The 25,670-nt window shown below is 53.2% G+C and carries 27 protein-coding genes and 4 tRNA genes; 14 read left to right on the top strand and 17 right to left on the bottom strand.

Annotation, left to right across the window (positions count from 1 at the left end; all coding sequences use genetic code 11):
- Positions 1 to 82: 82 nt before the first annotated feature.
- Positions 83 to 1,261, top strand: coding sequence for a 2-methylaconitate cis-trans isomerase PrpF (gene prpF / locus CPA45_RS03275; RefSeq protein WP_096650236.1), 1,179 nt, complete (start codon positions 83 to 85; stop codon positions 1,259 to 1,261).
- 63 nt (positions 1,262 to 1,324) lie between these two features.
- Here prpF and CPA45_RS03280 read toward each other — a convergent pair whose 3' ends face one another.
- Complete coding sequence (locus CPA45_RS03280) at positions 1,325 to 1,609, bottom strand: ComEA family DNA-binding protein (protein ID WP_096650237.1); 285 nt, start codon at positions 1,607 to 1,609, stop codon at positions 1,325 to 1,327.
- Positions 1,610 to 1,852: 243 nt separating this feature from the next.
- On the opposite strand from CPA45_RS03280, the gene pyrF reads away from it, so the two are divergent.
- Entirely contained in the window at positions 1,853 to 2,554 is a 702-nt protein-coding gene (gene pyrF, locus CPA45_RS03285; RefSeq protein ID WP_096650238.1) for an orotidine-5'-phosphate decarboxylase, read from the top strand.
- 2 nt (positions 2,555 to 2,556) lie between these two features.
- On the opposite strand, the gene lapB is transcribed toward pyrF, so the two are convergent.
- The 3 genes from lapB to CPA45_RS03300 form a co-directional block, all read right to left on the bottom strand.
- A complete protein-coding gene (gene lapB / locus CPA45_RS03290) occupies positions 2,557 to 3,756 on the bottom strand; it encodes a lipopolysaccharide assembly protein LapB (RefSeq protein WP_096650239.1) in 1,200 nt (399 codons plus the stop codon).
- Positions 3,757 to 4,062 (bottom strand): LapA family protein, encoded by a 306-nt coding sequence (locus CPA45_RS03295; protein WP_078088128.1) that lies wholly within the window; start codon positions 4,060 to 4,062, stop codon positions 3,757 to 3,759.
- A 110-nt stretch (positions 4,063 to 4,172) separates the two neighbouring features.
- A complete protein-coding gene (locus tag CPA45_RS03300) occupies positions 4,173 to 4,469 on the bottom strand; it encodes an integration host factor subunit beta (protein WP_078088127.1) in 297 nt (98 codons plus the stop codon).
- 221 nt (positions 4,470 to 4,690) lie between these two features.
- On the opposite strand from CPA45_RS03300, the gene CPA45_RS03305 reads away from it, so the two are divergent.
- Positions 4,691 to 4,984 carry an FAD assembly factor SdhE gene (locus CPA45_RS03305; RefSeq protein ID WP_096650240.1) on the top strand — a complete coding sequence of 98 codons (294 nt, stop codon included), beginning with the start codon at positions 4,691 to 4,693 and terminating at the stop codon, positions 4,982 to 4,984.
- 43 nt (positions 4,985 to 5,027) lie between these two features.
- Entirely contained in the window at positions 5,028 to 5,342 is a 315-nt protein-coding gene (locus CPA45_RS03310; RefSeq protein ID WP_244287516.1) for a hypothetical protein, read from the top strand.
- On the opposite strand, the gene nadB is transcribed toward CPA45_RS03310, so the two are convergent.
- The 7 genes from nadB to uvrY form a co-directional block, all read right to left on the bottom strand.
- Entirely contained in the window at positions 5,319 to 6,938 is a 1,620-nt protein-coding gene (gene nadB / locus CPA45_RS03315) for an L-aspartate oxidase (protein WP_096650241.1), read from the bottom strand. The genes CPA45_RS03310 and nadB overlap by 24 nt on opposite strands.
- Before the next feature lie 231 nt (positions 6,939 to 7,169).
- A tRNA-Leu gene (locus CPA45_RS03320) sits at positions 7,170 to 7,256 on the bottom strand.
- A 39-nt stretch (positions 7,257 to 7,295) separates the two neighbouring features.
- Positions 7,296 to 7,369, bottom strand: a tRNA-Cys gene (locus tag CPA45_RS03325).
- 87 nt (positions 7,370 to 7,456) lie between these two features.
- Positions 7,457 to 7,531, bottom strand: a tRNA-Gly gene (locus CPA45_RS03330).
- 82 nt (positions 7,532 to 7,613) lie between these two features.
- The gene (pgsA, locus tag CPA45_RS03335; protein ID WP_078088123.1) at positions 7,614 to 8,162 is read right to left on the bottom strand and encodes a CDP-diacylglycerol--glycerol-3-phosphate 3-phosphatidyltransferase; all 549 of its coding nucleotides are present in this window, start codon (positions 8,160 to 8,162) and stop codon (positions 7,614 to 7,616) included.
- 99 nt (positions 8,163 to 8,261) lie between these two features.
- Positions 8,262 to 10,076 carry an excinuclease ABC subunit UvrC gene (gene uvrC / locus CPA45_RS03340; RefSeq protein ID WP_096650242.1) on the bottom strand — a complete coding sequence of 605 codons (1,815 nt, stop codon included), beginning with the start codon at positions 10,074 to 10,076 and terminating at the stop codon, positions 8,262 to 8,264.
- Between the two features lie 46 nt (positions 10,077 to 10,122).
- Complete coding sequence (gene uvrY, locus CPA45_RS03345) at positions 10,123 to 10,773, bottom strand: UvrY/SirA/GacA family response regulator transcription factor (RefSeq protein ID WP_096650243.1); 651 nt, start codon at positions 10,771 to 10,773, stop codon at positions 10,123 to 10,125.
- A 175-nt stretch (positions 10,774 to 10,948) separates the two neighbouring features.
- Here uvrY and CPA45_RS03350 point away from each other — a divergent pair.
- Positions 10,949 to 11,024 (top strand) — tRNA-Ala (locus CPA45_RS03350).
- A gap of 185 nt (positions 11,025 to 11,209) precedes the next feature.
- Here CPA45_RS03350 and argF read toward each other — a convergent pair.
- Positions 11,210 to 12,130 (bottom strand): ornithine carbamoyltransferase, encoded by a 921-nt coding sequence (gene argF / locus CPA45_RS03355; protein ID WP_096650244.1) that lies wholly within the window; start codon positions 12,128 to 12,130, stop codon positions 11,210 to 11,212.
- Positions 12,131 to 12,350: 220 nt separating this feature from the next.
- On the opposite strand from argF, the gene grxD reads away from it, so the two are divergent.
- The 5 genes from grxD (at position 12,351) to rpoH (ending at position 18,154) form a co-directional block, all read left to right on the top strand.
- On the top strand, positions 12,351 to 12,701 hold the full coding sequence (gene grxD, locus CPA45_RS03360) for a Grx4 family monothiol glutaredoxin (protein WP_096650245.1): 351 nt from the start codon (positions 12,351 to 12,353) through the stop codon (positions 12,699 to 12,701).
- A gap of 151 nt (positions 12,702 to 12,852) precedes the next feature.
- On the top strand, positions 12,853 to 15,294 hold the full coding sequence (gene dnaX, locus CPA45_RS03365) for a DNA polymerase III subunit gamma/tau (protein WP_096650246.1): 2,442 nt from the start codon (positions 12,853 to 12,855) through the stop codon (positions 15,292 to 15,294).
- Positions 15,291 to 15,959, top strand: coding sequence for a cell division ATP-binding protein FtsE (gene ftsE, locus CPA45_RS03370; protein WP_096650247.1), 669 nt, complete (start codon positions 15,291 to 15,293; stop codon positions 15,957 to 15,959). Before dnaX ends, ftsE begins: the two co-directional genes overlap by 4 nt.
- Positions 15,956 to 16,996 (top strand): permease-like cell division protein FtsX, encoded by a 1,041-nt coding sequence (ftsX, locus tag CPA45_RS03375; RefSeq protein WP_096650248.1) that lies wholly within the window; start codon positions 15,956 to 15,958, stop codon positions 16,994 to 16,996. Before ftsE ends, ftsX begins: the two co-directional genes overlap by 4 nt.
- Positions 16,997 to 17,287: 291 nt before the next feature.
- The gene (gene rpoH / locus CPA45_RS03380) at positions 17,288 to 18,154 is read left to right on the top strand and encodes an RNA polymerase sigma factor RpoH (protein ID WP_096650249.1); all 867 of its coding nucleotides are present in this window, start codon (positions 17,288 to 17,290) and stop codon (positions 18,152 to 18,154) included.
- 108 nt (positions 18,155 to 18,262) lie between these two features.
- Here rpoH and slmA read toward each other — a convergent pair whose 3' ends face one another.
- From slmA to coaBC, 5 genes are all read right to left on the bottom strand, one after another.
- Positions 18,263 to 18,871, bottom strand: a complete 609-nt coding sequence (gene slmA / locus CPA45_RS03385) for a nucleoid occlusion factor SlmA (protein ID WP_096650250.1) — start codon at positions 18,869 to 18,871, stop codon at positions 18,263 to 18,265.
- A 23-nt stretch (positions 18,872 to 18,894) separates the two neighbouring features.
- Complete coding sequence (gene argB / locus CPA45_RS03390) at positions 18,895 to 19,794, bottom strand: acetylglutamate kinase (protein ID WP_078088763.1); 900 nt, start codon at positions 19,792 to 19,794, stop codon at positions 18,895 to 18,897.
- Between the two features lie 79 nt (positions 19,795 to 19,873).
- Positions 19,874 to 21,262: a phosphomannomutase/phosphoglucomutase gene (locus tag CPA45_RS03395; RefSeq protein WP_096650251.1), complete on the bottom strand. Its 1,389-nt coding sequence runs from the start codon at positions 21,260 to 21,262 to the stop codon at positions 19,874 to 19,876.
- 51 nt (positions 21,263 to 21,313) lie between these two features.
- Positions 21,314 to 21,775 (bottom strand): dUTP diphosphatase, encoded by a 462-nt coding sequence (gene dut / locus CPA45_RS03400; protein WP_078088761.1) that lies wholly within the window; start codon positions 21,773 to 21,775, stop codon positions 21,314 to 21,316.
- Positions 21,772 to 23,058: a bifunctional phosphopantothenoylcysteine decarboxylase/phosphopantothenate--cysteine ligase CoaBC gene (coaBC, locus tag CPA45_RS03405; RefSeq protein WP_096650252.1), complete on the bottom strand. Its 1,287-nt coding sequence runs from the start codon at positions 23,056 to 23,058 to the stop codon at positions 21,772 to 21,774. The genes dut and coaBC overlap by 4 nt, the downstream gene beginning before the upstream one ends.
- 152 nt (positions 23,059 to 23,210) lie before the next feature.
- Between coaBC and radC the strand changes: the two genes are divergently transcribed.
- The 4 genes from radC to mutM all read left to right on the top strand — a co-directional run bounded on the left by radC (position 23,211) and on the right by mutM (position 25,611).
- A complete protein-coding gene (radC, locus tag CPA45_RS03410; RefSeq protein ID WP_096650253.1) occupies positions 23,211 to 23,885 on the top strand; it encodes a RadC family protein in 675 nt (224 codons plus the stop codon).
- Positions 23,886 to 24,136: 251 nt separating this feature from the next.
- Positions 24,137 to 24,373, top strand: coding sequence for a 50S ribosomal protein L28 (rpmB, locus tag CPA45_RS03415; RefSeq protein ID WP_078088758.1), 237 nt, complete (start codon positions 24,137 to 24,139; stop codon positions 24,371 to 24,373).
- Positions 24,374 to 24,411: 38 nt separating this feature from the next.
- Positions 24,412 to 24,567 (top strand): 50S ribosomal protein L33, encoded by a 156-nt coding sequence (gene rpmG, locus CPA45_RS03420; RefSeq protein ID WP_009098622.1) that lies wholly within the window; start codon positions 24,412 to 24,414, stop codon positions 24,565 to 24,567.
- A 216-nt stretch (positions 24,568 to 24,783) separates the two neighbouring features.
- Positions 24,784 to 25,611 carry a bifunctional DNA-formamidopyrimidine glycosylase/DNA-(apurinic or apyrimidinic site) lyase gene (gene mutM, locus CPA45_RS03425; RefSeq protein WP_096650254.1) on the top strand — a complete coding sequence of 276 codons (828 nt, stop codon included), beginning with the start codon at positions 24,784 to 24,786 and terminating at the stop codon, positions 25,609 to 25,611.
- Positions 25,612 to 25,670 lie beyond the last annotated feature (59 nt).

Below are 25,670 nucleotides of genomic sequence, written 5' to 3' on the forward strand. Positions count from 1 at the left end.
TTTGAGCATGTGTTTTTGAGCATGTGTTTGAACATGTGTTTTTTGTATATATGGTTTTTGAAAATGGTGAGGGAGCGTTGTTATGTCTCATGTTGGACAAATTAGTATTCCTGCCACCTATATGCGTGGCGGCACCAGTAAGGGGGTGTTCTTCACCCTGAGTGAGCTGCCTGAAGTGGCCCAGGCACCTGGAGAGGCGAGGGATAAGCTGCTATTAAGGGTAATTGGCAGCCCTGATCCCTATGAAAAGCAAATTGACGGCATGGGCGGGGCAACGTCAAGCACCAGTAAAACGGTGATCCTTTCCAAGAGTAAGTCACCGGATCATGATGTGGATTACCTGTTTGGCCAAGTTTCCATCGACAAACCGTTTGTAGATTGGAGTGGCAACTGTGGCAATTTATCTGCTGCGGTAGGCCCCTATGCGATTGCCAATGGGTTAGTTGACCCTGCCAGAATACCGGAAAACGGTGTGGCTGAAGTACGTATTTGGCAGGTCAACATCAGTAAGACAATTGTCTCTCAAGTACCTATTGTTAATGGCCAAGTGCAGGAAACGGGAGATTTTGAGTTAGATGGCGTGACCTTTCCAGCTGCCGAAATTCCCGTGGCTTTTATGGACCCTGCCGATGGTGAAGGTGCTATTTTTCCAACGGGTAATGTAGTAGATGACCTAGAAGTACCTGGTGTAGGCGTTCTTAAAGCCACGCTGATTAATGCCGGTATTCCCACTGTGTTTATTAACGCCCAGGACATTGGCTATACCGGCTGTGAACTACAGGAAGCGATTAACGGCGATGCTAAAGCGTTAGCTATGTTTGAGACGATCCGTGCGCACGGTGCGCTGCGCATGGGATTGATTAAACACCTTGATGAAGCGGCCAACCGTCAGCATACGCCGAAGGTGGCCTTTGTTGCCCCTGCAGCCAGCTATACGGCTTCCAGCGGCAAAGCGGTTGATGCGGAAAATATCGACCTCGTGGTACGCGCACTATCAATGGGCAAGCTCCATCATGCAATGATGGGCACAGCAGCAGTTGCCATCGGTGCAGCAGCCGCTATCCAGGGCACGCTAGTAAATTTAGCCGCAGGTGGTGAGGAGCGTGAAGCAGTTACCTTTGGGCATCCATCTGGCTCTCTGCGGGTCGGTGCAAAGGCAAGTTTGACAGGAGGGCGTTGGAAGATTGAGCAAGCAGTGATGAGCCGAAGTGCGCGGGTGTTGATGGAGGGAAGGGTAAGAGTGCCTGGCGATTCGTTTTAATTGATTGCTAGATACTCTTGCAACCGCTTGGCCATGGTTGCCAAGCGGTTGAAAGTGAATACTTTATTCGTTAAAAGCTAACTGGTCGCGCATACGGTCAATTGTGGCAGCCCCGATTCCACTAACGCGGGTCAGGTCATCGGCGTCTGCAAACGCGCCATTAGTCTCCCGCTCTTCAATAATGGCGGCAGCGCGGCTGGGGCCTATGCCCGGCAGCTCGGAGAGTAATTCTTTATCTGCAGTATTCACATTTATGGGGGCAATCGCTTGCGCTAAAACAGCACTTGATATGCTCAGGCTCAGGCTAAGCAGTAGTGCTGTCACAAATCCTTTTAACGTCATTTGCATAATCAACATTCCTTAGGTTGTCTATTGATCCGCCAATGCGAGCTTCGCTGTGGCATGGTTGGAGGCTGAGCGAGGTATTATTAATTCGCTGCCTTAGTAAAATTAAGCTTTCCCCGCTGAAAATGCTGTAAGCAATTGACGATGCTTTTTGTAAGCATTTTGCTATAGGTTGTTAGGCAATCGCTTACACAGGGTGGGGGGCTGGGCTGTTACAATGTCCCAAAACGAACATGGAGTAAGCGCGTGGCTACCGATTCCCCATTGATTATCGCCCTGGATTACCCCTCTCTGGATGCGGCTCTGTGCATGGCTGATCAGCTAGATCCTGCACGCTGTCGAGTGAAGGTGGGTAAAGAGCTATTCACTCGTAGTGGCCCGGCCGTTTTGGAAGCCTTGCATGGGCGCGGGTTCGAGGTGTTTCTTGATCTTAAGTTTCACGATATTCCCAATACCGTGGCAAGCGCTGTTCAGGCTGCTGCTGAGCAGGGTGTTTGGATGGTTAACGTGCATGCCTGTGGGGGGCGGCGGATGATGGAAGCTGCCGCCAAGCGACTCTCTGATAACAAGTTATCGACCCACCTCATCGCGGTGACGGTATTGACCAGCATGCAAGCCGATGATTTAACCGAAACAGGTGTGGAGGTGTCTCCTGCTGAACAGGTTATGCGTTTAGCATTGCTCACTCAGCAAAGTGGCTTAAATGGCGTAGTGTGTTCAGCGCAAGAGGCCGCACAAATTAAGGCGCAGTGCGGTGGTGAGTTTTTAAAGGTCACGCCGGGTATTCGGCCCAGCTTTGCTGAGGCAAATGATCAACAGCGAATTATGACACCCACAGATGCATTGCAGGCTGGTAGTACCCATTTGGTGATTGGTCGTCCAGTCACTAAAGCAGCAGACCCGATGGTGGCGTTGGCGGCGATTGAAGCTGAGTTAGCGGCATTCTAGCTCTATTCGCCTTCAATGCCGGTAATAGGCTTGATGGTGCCCCAGCGGCGGCAGCTGGGGCACTGCCACTCTAAGTTTTCGCTGGTGAAGCCGCAGTGGCGGCAACGATGGCGGGGCCTATCTTCCAGTAGCGCATCGGTATGGTGTTTCAAGAGCAGTAGGCGTGAATCTGGTGGTGTTTTGCCACTTAAGCGCTGGCTTTCCAGGTAAAGATCGACCAAATAATCGAGCCCACCCAGGCTGGGGGCTTCGCGCAGCCACTCACCAGTGCGCTCTATCGCACTTTCAACCCCATCACGACGATGAATGAGCTCCCCTAGTGCAACAATGACGCTGGTATATGGTGCTTGGCCAAGCAGTTGATAGAGGTGGGTTTCAAAGCCGGCAAGATCATTATTACGTTCATAGGCGCTTTTGAGAGCGGGTAATAAGGTGGGGATATGCGCGATGTCTTGGCGGGGTATGCGATCAAGATATTCAATAGCGCGCTGATAGTGGCCATTCTCCATTTCCAGCTTGGCGATCAGCAGAGAGGCTCGTACACAACACTCATCTAGCTGCAGTGCTTTTTTTAAGTGTTTTCGAGCAAGAGCGCGGCTGGACTGATGAATTTCTTCCAAAGCGAGTTCACAAAGCCAGTGGGCTGCTGGATGGCGCATACCAGGCTGTTGCTTTAGCAGTGGCTGTGCAATATCCAGCGCGTCCTGCCACTCCTTTTCCCGTTCAAGTAAGTCGATTAGTAACCGTTTGGCTTCTTGATGATAGGGGCTATTCGCAGCATTTTCTAACAGGCTGCGGAGCAAGCGTTGGGCGCGGTCATGGACGCCCAGTGCCATGAAGTCACGGGCTAATTCGAGCTGGATATGCTGATTGGTGGCAGTGGATAGCGCGGGTCTGGCCAGAAGGTTTTGATGGATGCTGACCGCTTTGTCGGCTTCTCCGCGCGTCCTGAACAACTTGCCAAGAGCAATGTGGGTGTCAACGGTCTCGCTGTTCACCCCCAGCGCTTGAATAAAGGTGTTAATTGCTTCATCGGGCTGCTCGTTAAGCAGGTAATTCAGCCCGACGAAATATTCACGCGATAACTCAGGGGGGCGTGAGGAAGGCACGGTTTTTTTGCGGTGTGTTGCGTGCAAAAAACCGAGGCCAAAGCCAATAGCGATAGCTGCCAATAACACGCCCAGCAGCGCGATATCATACATTTACGCCACTTCCTTAAGCTCCTGGGTGCGTAAACGGTCTAGCTCTTTGCGCTGCTGCTTGTTGTGGCGCTCACTGCGTGCCAGCTTTGCTTTCAGCCTTACATACACACCTAGCATGGCCAGCATACCTAAGATCACACCAACGGTTAGCGTAGCAAGCAGCCACACCGAAAGAGACACAGGAGGTAGTTCCGCCCAGATGAGGTTTAAGGCTACGGTTTGCTGGTTGTTAACGGCAAATAAAATGCCAATCAGCAACACGCTCAGCAAAATGATGGCCAGAATCAGCCCTTTAATCCAACGCATGAGAGTTTCCTAGTCAGTGACATTCACGGTGGTGCTATTGTGTCTGAGTCTGGGGGCGACGTCATCCCGTAGAAGGTCTGATAAGCAGGACTAGTGCCGAGAAAGTCAGACTAATAGCCCAGAGCGCGGCTCGCATCCACCTGTTCACGCAACTCTTTGCCTGGTTTAAAGTGGGGCACGTACTTCCCGTCTAGATCAACGGGATCGCCAGTTTTAGGGTTACGCCCTATGCGTGGTTCGCGATAGTGAAGCGAAAAACTACCAAACCCGCGTATCTCAACGCGCCCCCCACTGGCTAGGGCATCTGTCATATCATCCAGAATAATCCGCACCGCTGTTTCGACTTCTTTGGCGGATAGCTCCGGTTGCCGCATTGCAATTTGTTCGATTAATTCAGACTTGGTCATCGGTTGGCTCCCTGCGAACTTTAAGGCGCATTACATGCTTGCGACCTCGATAACATCGAAGTCAGCATACTGCGCATGTCGAGATAAAACAATTCAGATAAAACAAGGTACTAGATCAGTTAGTGCGAAACTGAATTACAGCATAGGCGAAGGTTGGCGCTGGCGCGACCCTGTGGCTTAGGTATACTGGCATTTCATTCATCTATGCGAAGAGGCTGACGTTGAGCGACGATACTTCACCAGCAGCTATACTGCGTAAGCGACTTTACTGGCACTCTCGTCGCGGTATGTGGGAATTAGACCTATTGTTGATCCCTTTTCTTGAAAAGCGGTTTGATGCGCTTAGTGAGGAGGACCAATTAGCTTATCAACGATTAATCGAAGAGGAAGATCAGGATCTGTTTGTCTGGCTGATGCACCGTGAATGGCCTGAAGACCCTGCGCTGCGCCGGTTGGTACAGTTGATTATTGAGCATGCCGAAACCACCGATAATTCTGCCTATCGCACGCTCTAAGTCGCAAAGCGTATTTCATGCTGCTTTGGGATTAGGACTCTGTGTGGCGGCAAGCTGGGTCGTGCCATTGTGGTTCGTAGTGGGCTTAGGGTTGTGTGTGGCCTTTGTTTTATGGCGCCAGTATTTGGCGCAGCCCGAAGGGGTTTTGCAGCTTACAAAACATGGCAGCCAGCTATCAGGACGCTGGCTGCTGGTAGAGGGAGAGCTGGGTAAGGAGTTGCCGGTGCGCTTTGATTATGTCGGCCCGTGGCTCCTGGGGCTGTATGTAGGAGCCGAGAGGCTGTGGTTATGGCCTGACAGCCTGCCTGGGGCGAGTCATCGGGCGGTACGTCGTTTATGCCATCGTCCGGGGCGTTAAATGGTGTAAAGAGAGTTCTGAAACGGTTGCTTGGGCTTGCTGTGCAGGCCAATCTGTCGAGTAGTGCAGTCCTCGCGACTCATGGCGACCTAGTGCGGCTAAGACGGTTAACTGGGCAAGTTTTAGTGACTGCTGTAAACGCATGCTCTCTGGGTGAGTATGCGTCCCTTCTGTGTATCCGTACGTGTTACCAAGAAACTCATTCAGTTTTTCCTCAATGTCACTTAGTTTCGCTTGTGCTGCGTTAAGGCTTTGGTTGCTGCGTACAATGGATACGTGGTGGCTCATGACTTCGCGCATAGCGTTACGCAGTGTGGTTAAGGTTTCTGTGTCCACATCCACAGCGTTGGCTTTTGGCTGCGCGGGGGCGATGTTGTTGCCACTTGGTGGTGCTTTGGGCTGCATCAGTAGGTGATGTGCGCAACTACGAGCATAAACCAAACACTCAAGTAATGAGTTGCTTGCCATTCGGTTGGCGCCATGCAGTCCCGTGCAAGCGGTTTCGCCAATGGCATACAAGTTGGGAACGTTGGTGGCGCCTTTGTAATCGGTGGCTACACCCCCGCAACTGTAGTGCGCAGCAGGCACTACGGGAATTGGCTGGCGGATAATGTCAATGCCACGCGTGGCGCAGTGGGCAAGGATGGTTGGAAAGTGGCCGCGAATAGCAGCTTCTCCAATATGTTGAATATCTAGCCACACATGCCCCAGTGTGCTTTGTTGAATTTGTGCATCAATGGCCCGAGCCACAACGTCGCGAGGGGCTAGTTCGGCGCGTGGGTCAATATCGGGCATGAACCGGAGGCCAGCTTCATTTAGTAGATGGCCACCTTCACCGCGGACGGCTTCGCTGATTAAAAAGGCGGGGCCGTCTGGGTCAAATAAGCAGGTAGGGTGAAACTGCTGGAACTCAAGATTCATAAGAGTGGCGCCAAGCTCAGCCGCCATGATCATGCCCTCTCCGCTGCTGGGGGAGGGGGTCGTCGTGTGACGGTATAGACCGCTAGAGCCGCCGGTAGCAAGTACTATGTGCTGGGCTAGCAGTGTTTGGTAGCGTTGCCGTATATCTATCCCTCTGGCGCCGATGCACTGGCCAGCATCATCGCTTAGTAGGTTTAGAATTGTTAGATCGCTGCGCTGCTTAATGTTGGGGTGAGCGCTAACTTTGCTAAGTAAAGTATCAACAACAGCACGCCCGGTGGCGTCATCTGCGTGAATAATACGGCGGGCATTATGACCGCCTTCACGGGTTAGGTGGTAGGGGTAGCGGGCGGCTGGGTCAGGGTCTGGAGTGAACGGAACGCCGTTATCAATGAGCCACTGAATAGCGGCTGGGCCGTTGTTGACTGTATGGCGGACAGCTTCTTCGTCACATAGCCCGTCGCCAGCAATTAATGTATCTCGCACATGGGCTTCTAGGTCGTCATCGGGGGATAGCACTGCGGCAATGCCACCCTGTGCCCAGCGGCTAGCGCCTTGATCGTCAAGGGCTGGACGTACCAGTGTGACCGATAGTCGGTCGGCAACTTCAAGCGCAAGGGTTAGGCCGGCGACGCCGCCGCCGATGATCAGTATGTCGGATGTTGGCGTGCTCATGGGAGCCCACTCCTTCTTTTCGCTATCATCTTTTTGCTATCAAACACTGTACGCGCCAAACGCTGCCACAGTCAGGCAGGCATGATAGCGTGACCACATGAGCTTAGCGATGCGTGGAGGGTAAAAAATCGATAGACGCTGGTCGGTTATTGTTAGGCAGGCAAGTAAGCAAACAAAAAAGCTGCGTAGATCAAATGATCTCGCAGCTTTTAGATTTCAACCAATAATAAATGGTGCCCGGAGCCGGACTTGAACCGGCACGGAGTTACCTCCGAGAGATTTTAAGTCTCTTGCGTCTACCAATTTCGCCATCCGGGCAGTGTGTCGTAGGTATTAAACCTGCCGCTACACTGAAAATGGAGGCTGGAGTCGGAATCGAACCGGCGTACACGGAGTTGCAGTCCGCTGCATAACCACTCTGCCATCCAGCCTAACAAGTCGTTGGAGCGGGGAAGTAGATTTGATCGGACTGGCGTTCCAGCTCACGACCCTCTCTTGCTTTACCACGCTATCCAAGTTGGAGCGGGAAAGGAGATTCGAACTCCCGACCCTCGCCTTGGCAAGGCGATGCTCTACCACTGAGCTATTCCCGCTCGACTCGAGGGCGAATTATACGCACCAGGATGAGCTTGTCAATCAATGAATTTATCAATCACCACAAATAGATACCTCTTTTCACATTGATCGGCTGAGGTGTGGCCATGCAGATTTCAGATATTGAATCATTGACCAAAGGGTCAAGATGGCCGCTGCATAAAGCACCGCTACGCCGAATAAGGCAATTTCATGCCCAGGTGGGAAGGCTAGCAAAATCAGTATGGCCACCATCTGCAGTGTGGTTTTAAGCTTTCCTATCCAGGAGACAGCTACCATGCCGCGCTTACCCATTTCTGCCATCCACTCACGTAGCGCTGAAATCACAATCTCGCGTCCAATAATGACGAGCGCAGGTAGGGTTAGCACTAGTGTGTCGAAGCGTTCAATAAGTAGTGCCAATGCCACTGCCACCATGAGCTTGTCGGCAACGGGGTCTAAAAAAGCACCAAACGGCGTTGACTGATTCCAGCGTCGTGCTAGATAGCCATCTAGCCAGTCTGTTACGGCTGCCAGTGCAAATAGACCTGCTGCAAGCGGCATGCTCCAGCTAAATGGTAGGTAAAAAAGCACTACCAGTAGCGGGATGAAGAAGATTCTTACCAGAGTCAGTATGTTGGGTATATTCATCGCGGGGCGCGATCCTTGCCGGAGAATCATTAAAGTCGGATGTATGCTGAGGAAACATTCTATCCCCCTTAGCGCACAGCATCCATGTTAAGAGCAGGTTTATCCATTAAGCGCATTGTAAATCGTTTCTGCAAGGGCCGCGTTAATGCCAGGAACGCGTGCTAGTTCGTCGCGGCTGGCCTTTTGAACGCCTTGTAAGCCGCCAAAAAAGCGTAATAGTTCACGCCTACGTTTAGGGCCAATGCCGGGGATGTTTTGTAGCGTAGAAGTACGGCGCGCTTTATCTCTTGCAGCACGGTGTCCTGCTATTGCAAATCGGTGTGATTCGTCGCGAATGTGTTGAATTAAATGCAGGGCGGGGGATGCAGGGTCAAGTGGTAATGGGTTGTCAGTGGTTTCGAGGAAAAGTGTTTCAAGCCCGGCTTTGCGAGTAGTGCCTTTGGCAACGCCAAGTAAAATCACATCGGTGATAGCTAATTCGGATAGCACGCCGCGCGCCATATTCAATTGCCCTTTACCGCCATCGACGATCAAGATGTCGGGGGCAACTGCTTCGCCGCTTTTTACCCGCTTTAAGCGGCGAGTTAGTGCCTGCTGCATGGCCGCATAGTCATCTCCTGCCGCCACCCCTTCGATACGGAAGTGCCGATAATCACTTTTACGCGGTCCTTGTTGATCGAACACCACGCAGGAAGCAACGGTTGCTTCACCCTGGCTATGGCTAATATCAAAACACTCTAGACGCTCGGGCAGCTTATCTAGCGCTAAGGCCTGTTGTAGCGCTTCAAAGCGTTGCGTTAGCTGGGTTTTATTAGCAAGTTGCGAAGCGAGCTGTTGCTCGGCATTAGTCATGGCCAGGTTTTGCCACTGGGCACGGTGACCGCGTACTTGGCAAGTAACCCGTACTCGCTTGCCTGCCTGCTGGGAAAGCGCTTCGGCTATGAGTTGGCCATCTTCCAGTGGGTGGCTGGTAATTACCTCGCTTGGTACATTGTGGGGCTGGCCAAAGTAGTATTGGCTAACTACTTCGGTTAGCAGTATTTCTGGTGGCAGATCCAGGTCGTTTTTAGGCATATGGTGACGCGCACCAAGCAGGCGCCCGTCGCGCACGCTTAGTATTGAAACGCCTAACGCTCCTGGCCGCTGAGCCAGTGCGAAGATGTCGGCGTCGCCGCTTTCATTATCGACAAACTGGCGCTGCTGCAATTGCCTAAGCTGCTGTATTTGATCGCGCAGGCGAGCTGCTTCTTCAAAATTTAATGCTTGGCTAGCGGTTTCCATTTCTGAAGTTAGTGCTTGGGTAACATGCTCACTTTTCCCTTCCAGGCACATGACTGCATGTTCTACATCGCGGCGGTAATCCTCTTTAGAGATGTAGTCTACACAGGGGGCGCTACAGCGCTGAATTTGGAACTGAAGGCAGGGGCGTGAGCGATGAGAAAACACGCTATCCTCGCAGTTGCGAATGCGAAAGATTTTTTGCATCAGGGCGAGGCTTTCCCGCACTGCACCGCTGCTAGGGTAGGGGCCTAGATAACGGCCATCGTCACGCCGCTGGCGCGCCCGTTTGTATTCGAGAGCGGGATAGGGGTGGTGGTCCGTCACAAACACAAATGGGTAAGACTTATCATCTCTTAATAGGATGTTATAGGGTGGTCTTAGCTCTTTGATTAGTGTTTGTTCAAGCAGCAGCGCTTCGGTTTCACTGCGGGTGACGGTAATTTGAACGTCGGCAATCCGCGCTACCATCGCCTGTGTTTTGGTGTTCAGATGGCCGCGAAAATAGCTGGCAAGACGCGTTTTTAGGCGTTTGGCTTTGCCGACATATAAAGTATTGTGCTGCTCATCTAGCATTCTATAAACACCGGGCGAGGTGCTTACTGAGCTTAGAAACTGCTTGGCATCAAAAGTCATGGCTGGGCATCAGTGCTTCAAGACGGCAGAAGCAGCGATGGTAGGTCTATCCCAGGCTTGCGTCAAAACCCTCGACCAACCCATGGCGCAGGGCAAGGTGGGTGAGTTCAACGTCGGTAGCAACCTGGAGCTTGTCAAATAATCGATAGCGGTAGGTGTTGACGGTTTTTGGGCTTAAATGCAGCCGGTCAGAAATATCTTGAACACGCTGGCAGTTAACAATCATCAAGGCTATTTGTAACTCCCGGTGAGATAGCTGGCTGAAGGGGTTATCTTCATCAGTAAAGTGAGCCAATGCCAAGCGCTGGGCAATCTCCTGGCTCACATAGCGTCGCCCGTGAAAAACTTGGCGAATAGCGTCGGTCATTTCTGCAGCATCAGCGCCTTTGCTTAAAAAGCCAGATGCGCCCGCATCGAGCATTCTGCGCAGCACACTATCTTCCAGGTGGGCGGTGAGGATAATGACTTTAACATCTACCAACGTGCGATGAATGCGACGTGTGGCTTCAAGCCCACCAATGCCAGGCATGCGTATATCCATGAGCACGATGTCAGGTTTCAGTAGGCGGCATTGGGTAACAGCACTTTCGCCATCGTCTACCTCTCCCACTATTTTGATATCGCTTTCTTCATTGAGCAGGTGAGCAATGCTAGTTCTCACCAGGTGGTGATCATCGGCGATTAAAACGTTGATCAAGGTGCTGGCTCCTGCGTGTAATCTTCTTGGGCTTGGGCGTTAGCCCAGTACGCTAAGCAACAGAGTGCCATAGCTTTTGGCAAAGGAGAATTAGAAATTCGTTGTTTAAGCTTTATCTTGACGATGCGCAAGTTCTAGCATAGTATTCCGCACGCTGCTTATTCAGGCAGCCTGTGGGGCCTTAGCTCAGCTGGGAGAGCGCAACACTGGCAGTGTTGAGGTCAGCGGTTCGATCCCGCTAGGCTCCACCAATATTATTAAAAAAACGCCTCGTTAATTATAACGAGGCGTTTTTTTATGATGTTTTTATCCAAGTACCGCTTTTTTACCTAAGCATCGCTTTTTTGATCAAATCGTTATTTTTAATCAAATAGCACTGCAGGAGCTTATAGGCCCTGTTGGCTCGCACAGTGCCTATAAGCTGTTAGCTGTCTAGCTAGTCGTCGATTTTGCCGAGCAATAAAAACTCGATGAGAGCTTTTTGGGCATGTAAGCGGTTGCCTGCTTCTTGCCAAACTACCGAGCGCGGATCGTCTAGTAGGGTGTGGCTGATCTCTTCTCCTCGGTGAGCGGGCAAGCAGTGCAAGAACAGTGCGTCCGGTTTGGCGCTGTCTAGCAGTGTCTCTGTCACCTGGAAACCGGCAAAGTCCGCCTCGCGCTTGGCCTGTTCTTCCTCTTGTCCCATGGATGCCCAAACGTCGGTGGTGATGAGGTCGGCGTCTTTGGCGGCTGACTGTAGGTCGTGAAGCAGAGTTACGCAGTCACCAGCGGCAGCCATAATATCTTCACGTGGTTCGTAGCCTTTCGGGCAGCAAATCCGCAAATGGAAGCCAAACTGTCGTGCGGCATTAATCCAGGAGTGGCACATGTTATTGCCATCGCCAACCCATACGGCGGTGCGCCCTTCTACGCTGCCGCGAAGCTCAGTCCACGTCATAACATCTGCTAGCAACTGACAGGGGTGGTAGTCATCGCTCAAGGCGTTAATAACCGGTACGCTGCTAGCGCTGGCGTACGCTTCTAAGCCAGCGTGTGAAAAAGTTCGGATCATCACGGCATCGACCATTTCGGATAAAACGCGGGCGGTATCTTCAATCGGTTCGCCGCGCCCAAGCTGGGTATCGCGAGGAGAGAGAAAGAGCGCGTGACCACCGAACTGTGCCATGCCGGTTTCAAACGATACGCGAGTACGTGTGGATGATTTTTCAAAAATCATCGCTAACGTGCGGTTAGGCAGCGGCGTATAAACAGGCCCGTTGGCTTTTAAGTCAGTTTTGATTTTGATGGCACGCTGAATTAAATACGCCAACTCATCAGGTGTTAAATCCAGCAAGGTAAGGAAATGGCGTGTCGCCATGATGACTTCTCTCCGCTCAAAAACACCATCCTAGCGATGCGGCAGGGGATGCGCAACGCGAGCAGCATGCGTAGAATGGCGGCCACACGATAAGGTTGAGTGGCTTGCTCAAGTATTGGCTGGTACAGCCGTAGAGGGGAGCGCTTGGCCGTGGGGTTAAAGCCTGTCTACGAATTGCGTAAACTAGCTTGGATCACATTATTTGTTTTAGGAGCATACGATGAGCACGACTGCCGAAAATATTCAGCGCCAAATTAGTGAAAACCCGATTCTTATCTACATGAAGGGTTCTCCTCAGCTTCCGCAATGTGGTTTCTCTGCGCAAACCGTTCAGGCACTAATGAGCTGCGGTGAGCGTTTTGCCTTTGTGAATGTGTTAGACAACCCGGATATTCGTGCCGAACTGCCGAAAATCGCTAACTGGCCTACGTTCCCGCAGTTGTGGGTAGAAGGCGAGCTAGTAGGCGGGTGCGATATCGTGATGGAAATGCATCAAAATGGCGAACTGGAGAAATTAGTTAAAGATGCTGCCCAGCGTGCTGGCGCTGCTGAAAGTGGCGACAACGCATAGCACGTAAGGCTGCGCACCGCTTGGCCTGTAGGCCAAGCGGTTGGCGGGCTTTAGCGCAATCGTTAAAATGGTGCTTAAGTAAGCATCGACAGCTTAGCATCAATAGTTAGTTAGCCCGAGTTAGTCAGCCCGCCAAAGGAAGTTTTGCTCAATGAGCTATCAGGTTCTGGCCCGCAAATGGCGGCCGCGCACATTCCACGAACTCGTGGGCCAGGCCCATGTTCAGCGCGCCTTGGTTAATGCCCTTGACCAGGGCCGTTTGCACCATGCCTACCTATTCACAGGTACTCGCGGTGTAGGCAAAACCACGCTTGCGCGTATCTTGGCTAAATGCCTTAACTGTACTGCTAAGGGGCGTGGTGACGAGGGTATTACGTCAAACCCTTGTGGTCAGTGTGACAGTTGCAAAGCCATCGATGAAGGTCGCTTTGTCGATTTGATTGAGGTTGATGCGGCATCGCGAACGAAAGTGGAAGATACTCGCGAGCTGCTGGATAATGTGCAGTACGCGCCTACCCAGGGGCGCTATAAGGTGTACCTAATTGACGAGGTGCACATGCTCTCCACAAGCAGCTTTAATGCGCTGCTAAAAACTCTTGAAGAGCCACCTCCCCACGTCAAATTTTTACTGGCAACCACCGACCCGCAAAAGCTACCCGCAACGGTACTGTCACGCTGTTTGCAGTTCACTCTTAAACATATGCCCCCTGAGCGGGTCGTTGAGCACTTAACCTATGTGCTCGGCGAGGAGGGGGTAGAGTACGATGAGAGCGCATTGTGGTTGCTGGGCAAAGCAGCTGAAGGCTCTATGCGTGATGCCATGAGCTTAACTGATCAGGCAATTGCGTTTGGCCAAGGTGCGGTTCGCCACGCTGACGTAGCCGCTATGCTTGGCACGCTGGACCACCGTCATGTACTGGCGTTAGTTGAGGCGCTAGCAGAGGTGGATGTGCAGCGGTTGTTGGCCGAAGTGGCGGAGCTTTCAGAACAAGGGCCTGACTTCGCGGCAGTGCTTGATGAGCTGAGTGCAATTTTACACCGTTTAGCAGTGGCACAGATGGTACCTGATGCGGTGGACAACAGCCATGGCGACCGTGAGCTGATCCAGCAGTTAGCCAGCCGCTTTACCGCAGAAGATATTCAGCTCTATTACCAAATTGGTATCCAGGGGCGTGGTGATATGGTGCATGCGCCCGACTTGCGTAGTGCTCTGGAAATGACGTTGCTACGCATGCTTGCGTTTCGCCCTCAGGGGGTGCCTAAGCCACCTCGCACGCCATTGCCGCTGCGCCCAGAACCAGCTGCTGAAGAGGTTGGCAATACAGCACAGCCAGCCCCAGTGAGCGAGCAAGTAGCGTCAAAAAAGCCTGAGCCTGCACCAGTAGTTACGCAGGCTAGCTCGCCTGCACCAGCTGCTGTGCAGGAGGCGCCAACCCCAGAGCCACCTAGTGAGCCGAATGAGCAAGCGCCGCCTTGGTCGCTTGATGAAGTGGAAAGTGCCGCTATGCTCTCGCCAGAGCCAGAGCCAGAGCCAGAGCCAGAGCCAGAGCCAGAGCCAGAGCCAGAGCCAGAGCCAGAGCCAGAGCCAGAGCCAGTAGCTGCTCCCAAGCCTGCTTTACAAGAGAAGCCGGTGGCCGAGCAAGGTGAGAAAAAAGGCTGGTTTGCGCGTATTAAATCAGGCCTGGGTAAAACCCGTGCCAACCTTACTGATGGCATCGCTGACCTGTTTTTAGGTAAAAAGCAGATCGACGATGAACTGCTTGAGGATCTCGAAACCCAGCTATTGATGGCCGATGTAGGGATTGAAGCCACTAGTGAAATTATCGAACGGCTTGAGGCTAGGGTATCGCGCAAAGAGTTAAATAATCCCGAAGCGCTGTATCGCGGTTTACAGGAAGAGCTAGCGGCAATGCTGGCCCCTGTGGCCACGCCGCTCAGCTTTGAGAAAGAGAGCGACGGCCCCTTTGTGATTTTAGTGGTGGGGGTCAACGGTGTAGGTAAAACCACCACCATTGGCAAGCTTACCCAGCGTTTCCAGCGTGAAGGAAAAAGCGTCATGCTGGCGGCAGGTGATACCTTCCGTGCGGCGGCCGTTGAACAGCTTAAAGTGTGGGGCGAGAGGAACAGCGTGCCAGTGATTGCCCAGCACACTGGGGCTGATAGTGCCTCAGTGATTTATGACGCGGTGGCCGCGGCAAAAGCGCGCGGCGTGGACGTACTGATTGCTGATACCGCCGGACGGTTGCACAACAAGAGCCACTTGATGGAAGAGCTGAAAAAAGTCCACCGTGTAATGCAAAAACTAGATAGCACGGCACCCCATGAAGTGATGCTGGTGTTGGATGCTGGCACTGGGCAAAACGCCATTTCCCAGGCCAGTACCTTTAATGAAGCTGTGCCCATTAGTGGTATTACCCTAACTAAGCTAGATGGTACTGCTAAAGGTGGCATTATTTTCGCCCTGGCCAAGCAGCTGGGAACGCCGATTCGTTTTATCGGTGTGGGCGAGGGGTTGGATGATTTGCGTCCCTTTAATGCGGATGACTTCGTCAACGCGCTGTTTGACCGGCATGGGGACGATAACCACGCATGATCGCTTTTGAACATGTGGGGAAGCGCTACGGAGGGCGTTTTGAAGCGCTAGCGCACCTGAACTTTCGCGTTGCTAGGGGGGAGATGGTGTTTCTTACTGGCCATTCCGGGGCGGGGAAAAGTTCTCTGCTGCGGCTGATTATGCGCCTTGAGAAACCTAGTCGCGGCCGTGTCGTGGTTGCTGGGCATGACATTGCTCAGCTACACCCTAGTCAGGTACCGTTTTATCGGCGACAAATTGGCGTGGTGTTTCAGGACCACCAACTCCTGTTTGACCGAAGCGTATTCAGCAATGTCTCGCTACCACTGGAGATTCAGGGGGTAGAGCCCCGGGAAGCAGCGCGACGTGTGCGTGCTGCATTAGACAAGGTGGGGCTTCTGCACCGCGAAAAGGCGCTGCCGGTGGAGCTTTCCGGCGGTGAGCAGCAGCGGGTAGGTATTGCCCGTGCGGTAGTCAATAAACCCGCGTTGTTGCTTGCTGACGAGCCGACTGGAAACCTAGACCCGCAACTCTCCGCCGATATTATGGCACTGTTTGAAGACTTCAATCGGATCGGCACCACAGTAATGATTGCCAGCCACGATTTGGCGCTGATCGCTCGGTTGCGCCACCGTATTTTGCGCCTGCGCGATGGACGTTTAATTGCCGACGAGGGGGCTGTATGAAGCGCGCTGTTACACCCCGAACGAAAGGTGCTGCCCCCAAAAGTAAACGCCAATCGGCCAAATCACCCAGTGAATCGCCAGCCGAACGTCGCGGTGCGCGTTCGCAGCAAACGCGCTTTACTAGCCGGCTGCGTGCTTGGGGGCGTCACCATCGGGCAATGGCCATCGACAGCCTTTATCGGCTCGTGCGCCACCCTGTGGGCAATTTATTGACGATGCTGGCGATTGCGATTGCGCTGGTACTGCCCGCAGCACTATGGCTAACCCTAGATAGTGCCAAGTTGCTGGATGCGGAGTTGGAAGAGAGCGCTACGCTAACCGTGTATCTGGAAACTGCAGTGGACATTGCCCAGGCAGCGCGTATTGAGGAGGCCGTTGGGGCAGAAGAGGATGTTGTGCAGACCCGTTTGATTAGCGCAGAGCAGGGTATGGCGGAGTTTCAGCAGTCGTTAGGGTTAGATGATGCCCTGGCAGGGCTTGAAGATAACCCGCTGCCTGCCAGTATTGTGATCTACCCACAAAGCGTTGACCCTTCCTCCATGGAGCAATTGGCCCAGCGGCTTGAAGCATTTACTGGTGTTGATGAAGTGCGGGTCGACTTAGCCTGGGTGGAGCGCTTGCGCCATTTGGCAAACCTTGGCCGTCGTGTTGCACTTGCTCTAGGAGCGCTATTTGGGCTGGGGGTATTGCTGGTAGTGGGCAATACGATTCGGCTCGCCGTAGAAAGCCGGCGACGGGAGATAGAAGTGGTCATGCTAATCGGAGCTACCCATGCCTTTGTGCGCCGGCCGTTTTTGTACAGTGGTGCCTGGTATGGCTTTGGCGGCGGTTTGCTAGCCTTGGGGTTATTGGGGCTTGGTAACCACTGGCTTGCGATGCCTGTTGCGGCGTTGGCGGCAAGCTATGGGGCTAGTTTTGTATTGCCGCAATTAGATATAGCAGGCTCTACAATTCTGTTATCTTGCAGTACACTACTGGGTTGGTTAGGAGCGTGGCTCGCCGTTACGCGTCATCTTTCCAGCATAAGCCCGCGCTAGACATGTTTACGCGTTAGACACATTAATAGCGATAATCGTATAGTGGTAATCGTTTTGCGGGTAAATTTGGAAATTTCTACCTCGGTTTTACAAGCGGTGCGGTGTAGTAATAGAGTGGTCATAAAGTAGTAATAAAGTAGGCGTAGTTGCGCCTTCTTTAAAGTAGGTAAGTGCACCGCTCGCCGGAACCTTTCGCTTAGGCTAAGGTCTTAGCGGTTAATAGATGACGTATGGCGCCATCGCGCCGCTACGTTGTTCAATATGTTTGGTTTTAAGGGAGACCACCTGCACATGAGCACTAGTCTTATACCGGTGGGACAGCTTTCTCCAGGCCATGACCTGGGCGGCTATATTCAAGCGGTCAACGGTATTCCTGTTCTTAATGTTGAGGAGGAGCGCGAACTGGCTTTCCGCCTCCATGATGAAGGGGATCTTGAAGCTGCACGCCGCCTGGTGCTTTCGCACTTGCGTTTTGTTGTGCATATTGCCCGTAGTTATTCAGGTTACGGCTTGCCGCAAGCGGATCTGATCCAGGAAGGCAACGTTGGCTTGATGAAAGCAGTCAAACGTTTTGACCCTAACCAGGGCGTCCGCTTGGTATCGTTTGCTGTGCATTGGATCAAAGCAGAGATCCATGAGTTTGTGCTGCGTAATTGGCGGATTGTAAAAATCGCCACTACTAAAGCACAGCGTAAGCTGTTCTTTAACCTGCGTAGTGCCAAAAAGCGTTTAGCTTGGCTGAATAATGACGAAGTCAACGCTATTGCTAAAGACCTCGATGTTAAGCCAGAAATTGTACGTGATATGGAGGGTCGTCTTTCGGCGTTTGACGCAGGCTATGATGCCTCGCCCGGCGAAGATGATGAGAGCACTTATCAAGCGCCAGCATACTTTCTGGACGACGCCTCGGCTGACCCTGCGTCACAGATAGAAGATAGTGACTTTGAAGAAGATTCTACCCGTCGCCTGCAACTGGCACTGAAGGATCTTGATGAGCGGTCCCGGGATATTTTGCAGCGTCGTTGGCTGACTGATGATAAAGCAACACTGCACGATTTGGCTGATGTGTATGGCGTGAGTGCTGAGCGCATTCGGCAGCTCGAAAAGAACGCGATGAAAAAGTTGCGCCAGAAAATGGGCGAAGCAATTGCTGCTTAAAGAAGCCTGAATAACCAGTAAAACGCCCCGAAGGTACCGCCTACGGGGCGTTTTTTTATAATTGCTGGTTGTTGAAAGGGAAGAGGTTACGCTTTAGCGCCGCGCCCGCTAGGCGGGCTGTGCGACCTTGCGTAGCAGCTGGCTAGAGAGCAGGGCCCACTGGTCTTCCCAATATTCGGTGGGTAAATGCTTGAAGTCGCTGCGCACATACTGGGAGATACGCCCCTCTACATGGGTGATTAGCAAATTAGCCGCAGCCGAAGCCGGTATAGTGGGCCGTTGGCCTTCCCGAAGCTCGGCTTCTCTAATCACTTGCTTGAGCTGGGTTTCCAAGCGTTCAAACAGCTGGTGAATCCGTTGGCGCAGGCGCGCCGTTTCTCCGGTAAGCACATCGCCGCCTAGCACCCGAGCGAGTCCTGGGTTTTTCTCGGCAAAACCAAGTAGCAGTGCCAATATAGTGCTGCAGCGACTCGCTGCGTCGGGTATATCGTCTAAGATGCGGGTGATCCGCGCAAAAATGCTCTCTTCGATGAAGTCGATCAGCCCCTCAAACATACGCGCCTTGCTGGGGAAGTGCCGATAAAGCGCAGCTTCCGAGACACCCACTTGGCGGGCAAGGGCGGCGGTAGTAATGCGTTTACCGCTGTCCTCCTCCAACATAATGGCTAACGCGTGCAGAATTTGCTCGCGGCGGTGCGGTTTGTGGTCGTCGCTCATGACGTTAAGCCCTCCGTCGCGTTTTAGCTCGCGTCCTTGATTTGAGTACCTACCCCAGCATTGGTGAAGATTTCCAGCAATACCGCATGGGGTACGCGGCCATCGATAATATGCGCACTATTTACGCCACCTTTCACAGCTTCAAGCGCACAGCGTATCTTAGGTAGCATGCCACCATAAATGGTGCCGTCGGCAATCAGACCGTCCACCTGGGCGGTAGAAAGGCCGGTGAGTACTTCGCCTTTGGTATTCATTAAGCCAGCAACATTGGTGAGCAGCATTAGCTTTTCTGCGTTGAGGGCTTCGGCAATCTTGCCGGCTACCAAGTCGGCATTGATATTATAGCTGTGGCCTTCATCGTCGACGCCAATCGGGGCGATGACTGGGATAAAGTCGCGCGCGGCGAGCATTTCGATCAGCTCGGTTGAGATTGACTCTACTTCACCCACATGGCCAATGTCGATAATCTCTGGGGCCGTCATCTCGGGGCTCTGGTGCTCAACCTTAAGCTGGCGAGCGCGAATTTGTGAACCGTCTTTACCCGTTAAGCCAATCGCTTTGCCACCGCTTTGGTTTATCAGGTTGACGATGCTTTTATTGACCAACCCGCCGAGGACCATTTCCACGACGTCCATGGTTTGGGAGTCGGTGACCCGCATGCCGTTGACAAAGCGCGATTCGATATTGAGTTTTTCCAGCAAGCTGCCAATTTGTGGGCCACCACCGTGCACCACTACTGGATTGATACCAACTTCCTTCATCAGCACAATATTGCGAGCGAAAGAATCCATTAGCGTATCTTCGGTCATGGCGTTGCCACCATATTTAACGACCACGGTTTTGCCGGAAAACTGTTGAATATAGGGGAGGGCTTCTGACAGCACCTCCACAACGACCTGCGGGTCGCGGCTTGCTGAACTCATGACGTTGTCCCTTTGCTCTTTTTTAATAGCTGCTGGTTTGTTCGCTGCTTTATCTTGCTGCACGCTCCCAGGGGCGCGCTTATTCTGCTGTGATTTCAGGAATCCTAAGTGCTGGCGCAACTGCTGCCAATGCGTGCACAAAGCGCTCTCGGATACGCGCAAGCGCAACAGCATCTTTGCCTTCAAAGCGCAGTACTAAGGCTGGGGTCGTGTTGGAAGCACGGCATAGCCCCCAACCGTCGGGATAGTCGACGCGTATGCCATCCAGGGTTGTTCTGACACCTTCGCCGAAGTCGCTGTCTCGGACAAGCTTCTCAACAATGGCAAATTTTTCCTCGTCCAACACTGCGATATTGATTTCCGGTGTGCCCAGGTCCTGGGGGAATTGATCGAATAGCTCATCGGCACTGCCAGGATAGCGCGCTAGAATTTCAAGCAGTCGGGCAGCCGCATACAAGCCGTCATCAAAACCGTACCAGCGCTCCTTGAAAAAAATGTGACCGCTCATCTCGCCCCCTAGCTGAGCGCCGGTTTCCTTCATGCGTGCTTTTATTAGCGAGTGTCCAGTACGCCACATCTCTGGTTCGCCACCTGCTTCGCTGACCATGCGCGTTAAGTTGCCTGTACACTTGATATCAAAGACTACCTTAGCGCCCGGGTTGCGCGACAGCATGTCGGCAGCAAATAGCATCAACAGGTGGTCGGGATAGATCATGCGGCCGCGGGGCGTCACCACTCCTAACCGGTCCCCGTCGCCGTCAAAGGCAAGGCCAATATCGGCGCCGGTTTGCTGCACATGGCGGATTAAATCCTGCAAATTTTCAGGCTTTCCGGGGTCTGGGTGGTGGTTGGGGAATCGGCCGTCAATTTCAGCGAAGAGCGGTGTTGTTGCTGCTCCCAAGCGCTCGATAAGCTGTGGGCCTAACTCGCCTGCTACGCCGTTACCGCAGTCCACCACGACGCTTAGAGGGCGCTCTACGCGTACATCGCTGAGAATGCGCTCAAGATAGGTTGAGCGTAGGTCATGGGTTCGTACGCTGCCTTCACCGTGAGTAAAGTCTTCGGCCTGTATGCGCTCATACAGTGCGGTGATGGCGTCACCTGAGAGTGTTTCACCTGCTAAGACGATTTTAAATCCATTGTAATCCGACGGATTATGGCTGCCAGTTAGCATTACCCCTGAGCGGCTCTCTGGTAGCACGTGAGTCGCGAAGTAGAGCACAGGTGTAGGAACCATGCCGATATCAACCACGTCTCGCCCAGAGGCTTTTAGGCCGCGAATCAGAGCAGCTTGCAGACGAGGTCCGGAGAGCCGACCGTCCCGTGCAACGATGACGGTGTTTTCACCGCGTGCAGCAGCTGCTGAGCCAATGGCGAGGCCAATGAGCTCAGAAGTGGTTTCGCTTAGTGTGTTATCCACAATGCCGCGGATGTCATAAGCGCGAAAAATCGAGGCGGGTACGGTCATGGTCGGTCCTTGATAGGCGAGCCTGGATAATAGCTGAGTCAGCGGGCTGGTTTATTGTCGCCCCGTACTGCCAAAGCCGCCACTGCCTCTGGTGGAGTCTTCGAAGCTGTTCACAATGGCAAGGTCTGCTTGGGCCACAGGCACAAGTACGTACTGCGCCAGACGCTCGAAAGGAGCCAGCGTAAAGCTTGTTTGACCTCGGTTCCACACGGAGATCATTAGCTCCCCTTGGTAGTCGGAGTCAATCAGCCCTACTAGGTTGCCCAGCACAATACCGTGCTTATGACCCAGACCTGAGCGGGGTAGAATCATGCCAGCAAGGCTCGGATCTTCAATATAGATGGCAAGGCCGGTACGTACGAGTTCGCAGTCGCCAGGGGCTAGGGTCAGCGGCTCGTCTAGCAGTGCGCGTAAATCCATACCTGCAGAGCCTGCCGTGGCGTAGGAGGGCAGGTAGTCGAGCAGGCGCTCATCGAGTACTTTGCACTGTAGGCGTGGACGGGTGCTGCTCATGATAATGCTCCGGAAGATTGAGTGGGGAGAAGTGTAAGCGCCTGACGAATAATTAGCGCTGCCAGCTGTGTTTTAGGCTGAGGTGGTGCTGCCAGTTGTTCAGTGCCAGAGGTTACACGCCAGAACAGCAGAGCTGCGTTTTCATCGCTGCCAAAGCCTAGGCCCTGCTGGGATACGTCATTGGCAACGATCATATCTAGCCCTTTACGCTGCAACTTATCTTGCGCGTAGCCCGCTAGGTCCTGAGTTTCAGCGGCAAAGCCCACCACAACTGGGCGTTGGTTAGCGGGTAGTGCTGCCACCTCGGCAATGATGTCGGGGTTTTTAACCAGTGTTAACGTTAGCGTGTCGCTATCGTCGGTTTTTTTAATTTTGTGCTCGGCGGCGCTATCGGCGCGGTAGTCGGCCACCGCTGCGCAACCAATAAACAGCGCTGCTTGGGGGGCTAAACGGAGTGCCGCCTGATGCATTTGCATTGCTGTCTCCACATCAATGCGCTCGACGCCGTGGGGAGTGGCTAGATTCACAGGGCCGCTGATCAGCGAGACCCGTGCGCCTAAAGCCGCTGCTTCAGCGGCTAGTGCGTAGCCCATTTTGCCTGAGCTGTGGTTTGACAGGTAGCGGACGGGGTCCAGCGCCTCACGAGTGGGGCCTGCGGTAATCACAATATGTGGTGCGTTGCCGGTGATGCTCTTGGGCGCTTCTATGGGAGACGCAAAGTGCTGAGCTAATGCGCTAAAAATATCTTCTGGCTCACTCATTCGCCCTGGGCCGACATCCCCACAGGCTTGATCCCCGGCTGCAGGGCCAATGAGCTGCCATCCATCGTTGGCTAACTGCGCCACGTTGCGCTGTGTAGCGGGGTGTCGCCACATGGCTTGGTTCATGGCGGGGGCTATCAGTTTGGGTGCTTCAGAAGCTAGGCACAGTGTGGTTAGCAGGTCATCCGCCATACCGTGTACTAATTTTGCAATCAGGTCTGCGGTAGCAGGGGCTATTACTACGGCATCTGCCCAGCGGGCCAGTTCAATATGCCCCATGCCAGCTTCGGCCTCGGGGTCCAGTAACGAGGTGCGTACCGGCTCGCCAGAGAGCGCCTGTAACGTTAATGGCGTGATAAACGCCTGGGCACCCTCGGTCATAACCACGCGAACTTCACAGCCGGCTTGCTTGAGCAGCCGTACAATCAGCGCGCTTTTGTAGGCCGCGATACCTGCGCTTACGCCTAGCAGTAAGCGTTTGCCAGCCAGTGACGATAAAGAAGACAGTGGAAGTGAGGCCATGTCGGGCAGTCCAGTGTGACAATCGTAAAGGGGCTTACCATACCATTTAGCCGATTATTTTGGCATGCTCGGCCAGAACGCCGAAAAGCTAGTTATAGTGAGTCATCGGTTGGAGAGGTTTTTATTAAAGGCTAATGGGCAGGGAGGCATATATGGGGATTAATCATTGGCCAGAAGGCGAACGTCCAAGGGAGAAGTTGTTAAACATGGGCGCTCAGGCTCTCTCGGATGCAGAGCTTTTGGCGATTTTTCTGCGTGTGGGGGTTCAGGGCAGCTCGGCGGTAGATCTCGCGCGGGACCTGCTGAGCAGTTTTGGTGGGTTAAGGCAGTTGCTGGAAGCCGACCAAACTCAGTTTTGCGCTGCACGGGGGCTGGGTAGTGCCAAGTTTGCGCAGCTGCAGGCGACCCTTGAGCTTTCAAGGCGTCATTTGGCGAGCCAGCTTGCTCGTGGCAACGCGTTAACTTCTCCCGCGCTAGTGCGCCACTACCTTAGTTCCCAGCTGCGTCATTTGGGGCATGAGGAGTTTGCAGTGCTTTTTTTGGATACGCAGCACCGAATTATTCGCTATGAATCCCTATTTCGCGGTACCCTAGACAGCGCATCCGTTTACCCCCGCGAAGTTGCCAAGCGTGCGCTCGAATTACACGCTGGTGCTGTCATCCTGGCGCACAATCACCCTTCGGGTGTTGCTGAGCCAAGCGATGCTGATCGACGTATCACCGAACGCCTAAAAGATGCTCTTGCACTCTTCGATGTGCGGGTGCTTGATCATTTCGTGGTGGGGGACGGTGATGTGGTTTCTTTTGCCGAACGCGGCTGGCTATAGCAGTGAAGAGAAGCAGCATGCCCTGTGGGTCATCGCTGTTTGTCTAAGTAAATTGTCTAAAAAACGCCTTTTTTGGCCTTTTTAGGCGGTTTTGCTTGCTGGTTGCTAGGTGCTCTGGTATAAAGTGCCACCTTTAAACTTGGGTTGAATAACGGATTTGGGTATAGCTAGGCGGTTAACTGCGTCGACTCCCTCCCTGCTCCGGTTTGCCCGACAGTTTTGAACAACTCGCCAAGCGGTTGGAGGCTCTCATGTCCAAAGTATGTCAGGTTACCGGCAAGCGTCCGGTAACTGGTAATAACGTTTCTCACTCCCAGCGTAAGACACGTCGTCGTTTCTTGCCGAACCTGCACACCCATCGTTTTTGGGTTGAGTCTGAAAACCGCTTCGTCAAGCTGCGCGTTTCCTCTAAAGGCATGCGCATCATCGACAAGAAAGGTATCGAGACGGTTCTGGCCGATATCCGTAAGCGCGACGGCGCTATCTAAGCCAGCTTTTGGCTAAGCACTTTTGGGAGAGTTAAACCATGCGCGATAAGATCAAGCTGGTGTCTAGTGCCGGTACAGGTCACTTCTACACCACTGATAAGAACAAACGGAACACTCCGGATAAGTTCGAATTCAAGAAATACGACCCGGTTGTCCGTAAGCACGTTATCTACAAGGAAGCTAAGATCAAGTAATCACGATTACGATGATCGGCTTTCGCCGCAGGCTAGCGCCTGTTAAAAACCCGGCCCCAAGCCGGGTTTTTGCATATCTGATAGTTAGTGTCTTTGATCATTAGCGTCTCTGATAATTAGCGCCGCGCATGCGACAGGACCACGGGTAACTGGAACGCTCGATGGGCGGTAAATGCCAGAGTCATTGTCACTGTGCTGTCATCATAGGCTTTCATCATGCCCGAATTGCCAGAAGTTGAAACAACGCGCCGCGGTATTGCCCCCTACTTAGAGGGGCAGGAGATCACTGAAGTGCTAGTGCGTCAGTCGCGTCTTCGCGTGCCTGTGCCTGATGATCTATCCGAGCGGCTGATAGGGGCGAGGGTTGGCGTGTTGAAGCGCCGAGCCAAATACCTGCAAATTCCCTTGGCTGCACCCGAAGGGGAGGCCACGCTGCTGTGGCACTTGGGGATGTCAGGCAGCTTGCGCATTGCTCGCGTTGGGGATTTACCCAAAAAGCATGATCATGTTGATGTGGTCACCGCTAGTGGTTATGTGTTGCGCTACCACGACCCACGTCGTTTTGGTTTTGTTGATTGGCAGCAGGGTGATGGCAGCCTGGATAAACGCTTAGCGCATCTTGGCCCAGAGCCATTGGACGATGCCTTTAATGGCCGCTGGCTGTATAACGCCTCGCGTAATAAACGCGTTGCGGTAAAGCCCTTTTTGATGGATAACCGCGTAGTGGTTGGTGCGGGGAATATTTACGCGGCGGAAGCGCTGTTTATGGCGGGCATTGACCCGCGCCGTGCGGCAGGGCGAATTTCCCTAGCCCGTTACCAAGCCCTCGCTACTGCGGTAAAAGAGGTGCTGGCAGCGGCAATTACCCAGGGTGGCACCACGTTGCGTGACTTTGTGAGTGGCCAAGGGGAGCCGGGCTACTTTGCCCAGCAGCTCAATGTATATGGGCGCCATGGGCAGCCCTGTCTGCGCTGTGGTGCTGAACTCCACCGAATAACGCTTGGGCAACGGGCTAGTGTGTTTTGCCCAGGCTGTCAGCATTAGCAGCCGCCCCTTGTTTTTTACTGTTTGCCTTTGCTTGCAAAGCCAATGTGCTGTGTAAG

Source organism: Vreelandella nigrificans (assembly GCF_002374315.1).
GTDB lineage: Bacteria > Pseudomonadota > Gammaproteobacteria > Pseudomonadales > Halomonadaceae > Vreelandella > Vreelandella nigrificans.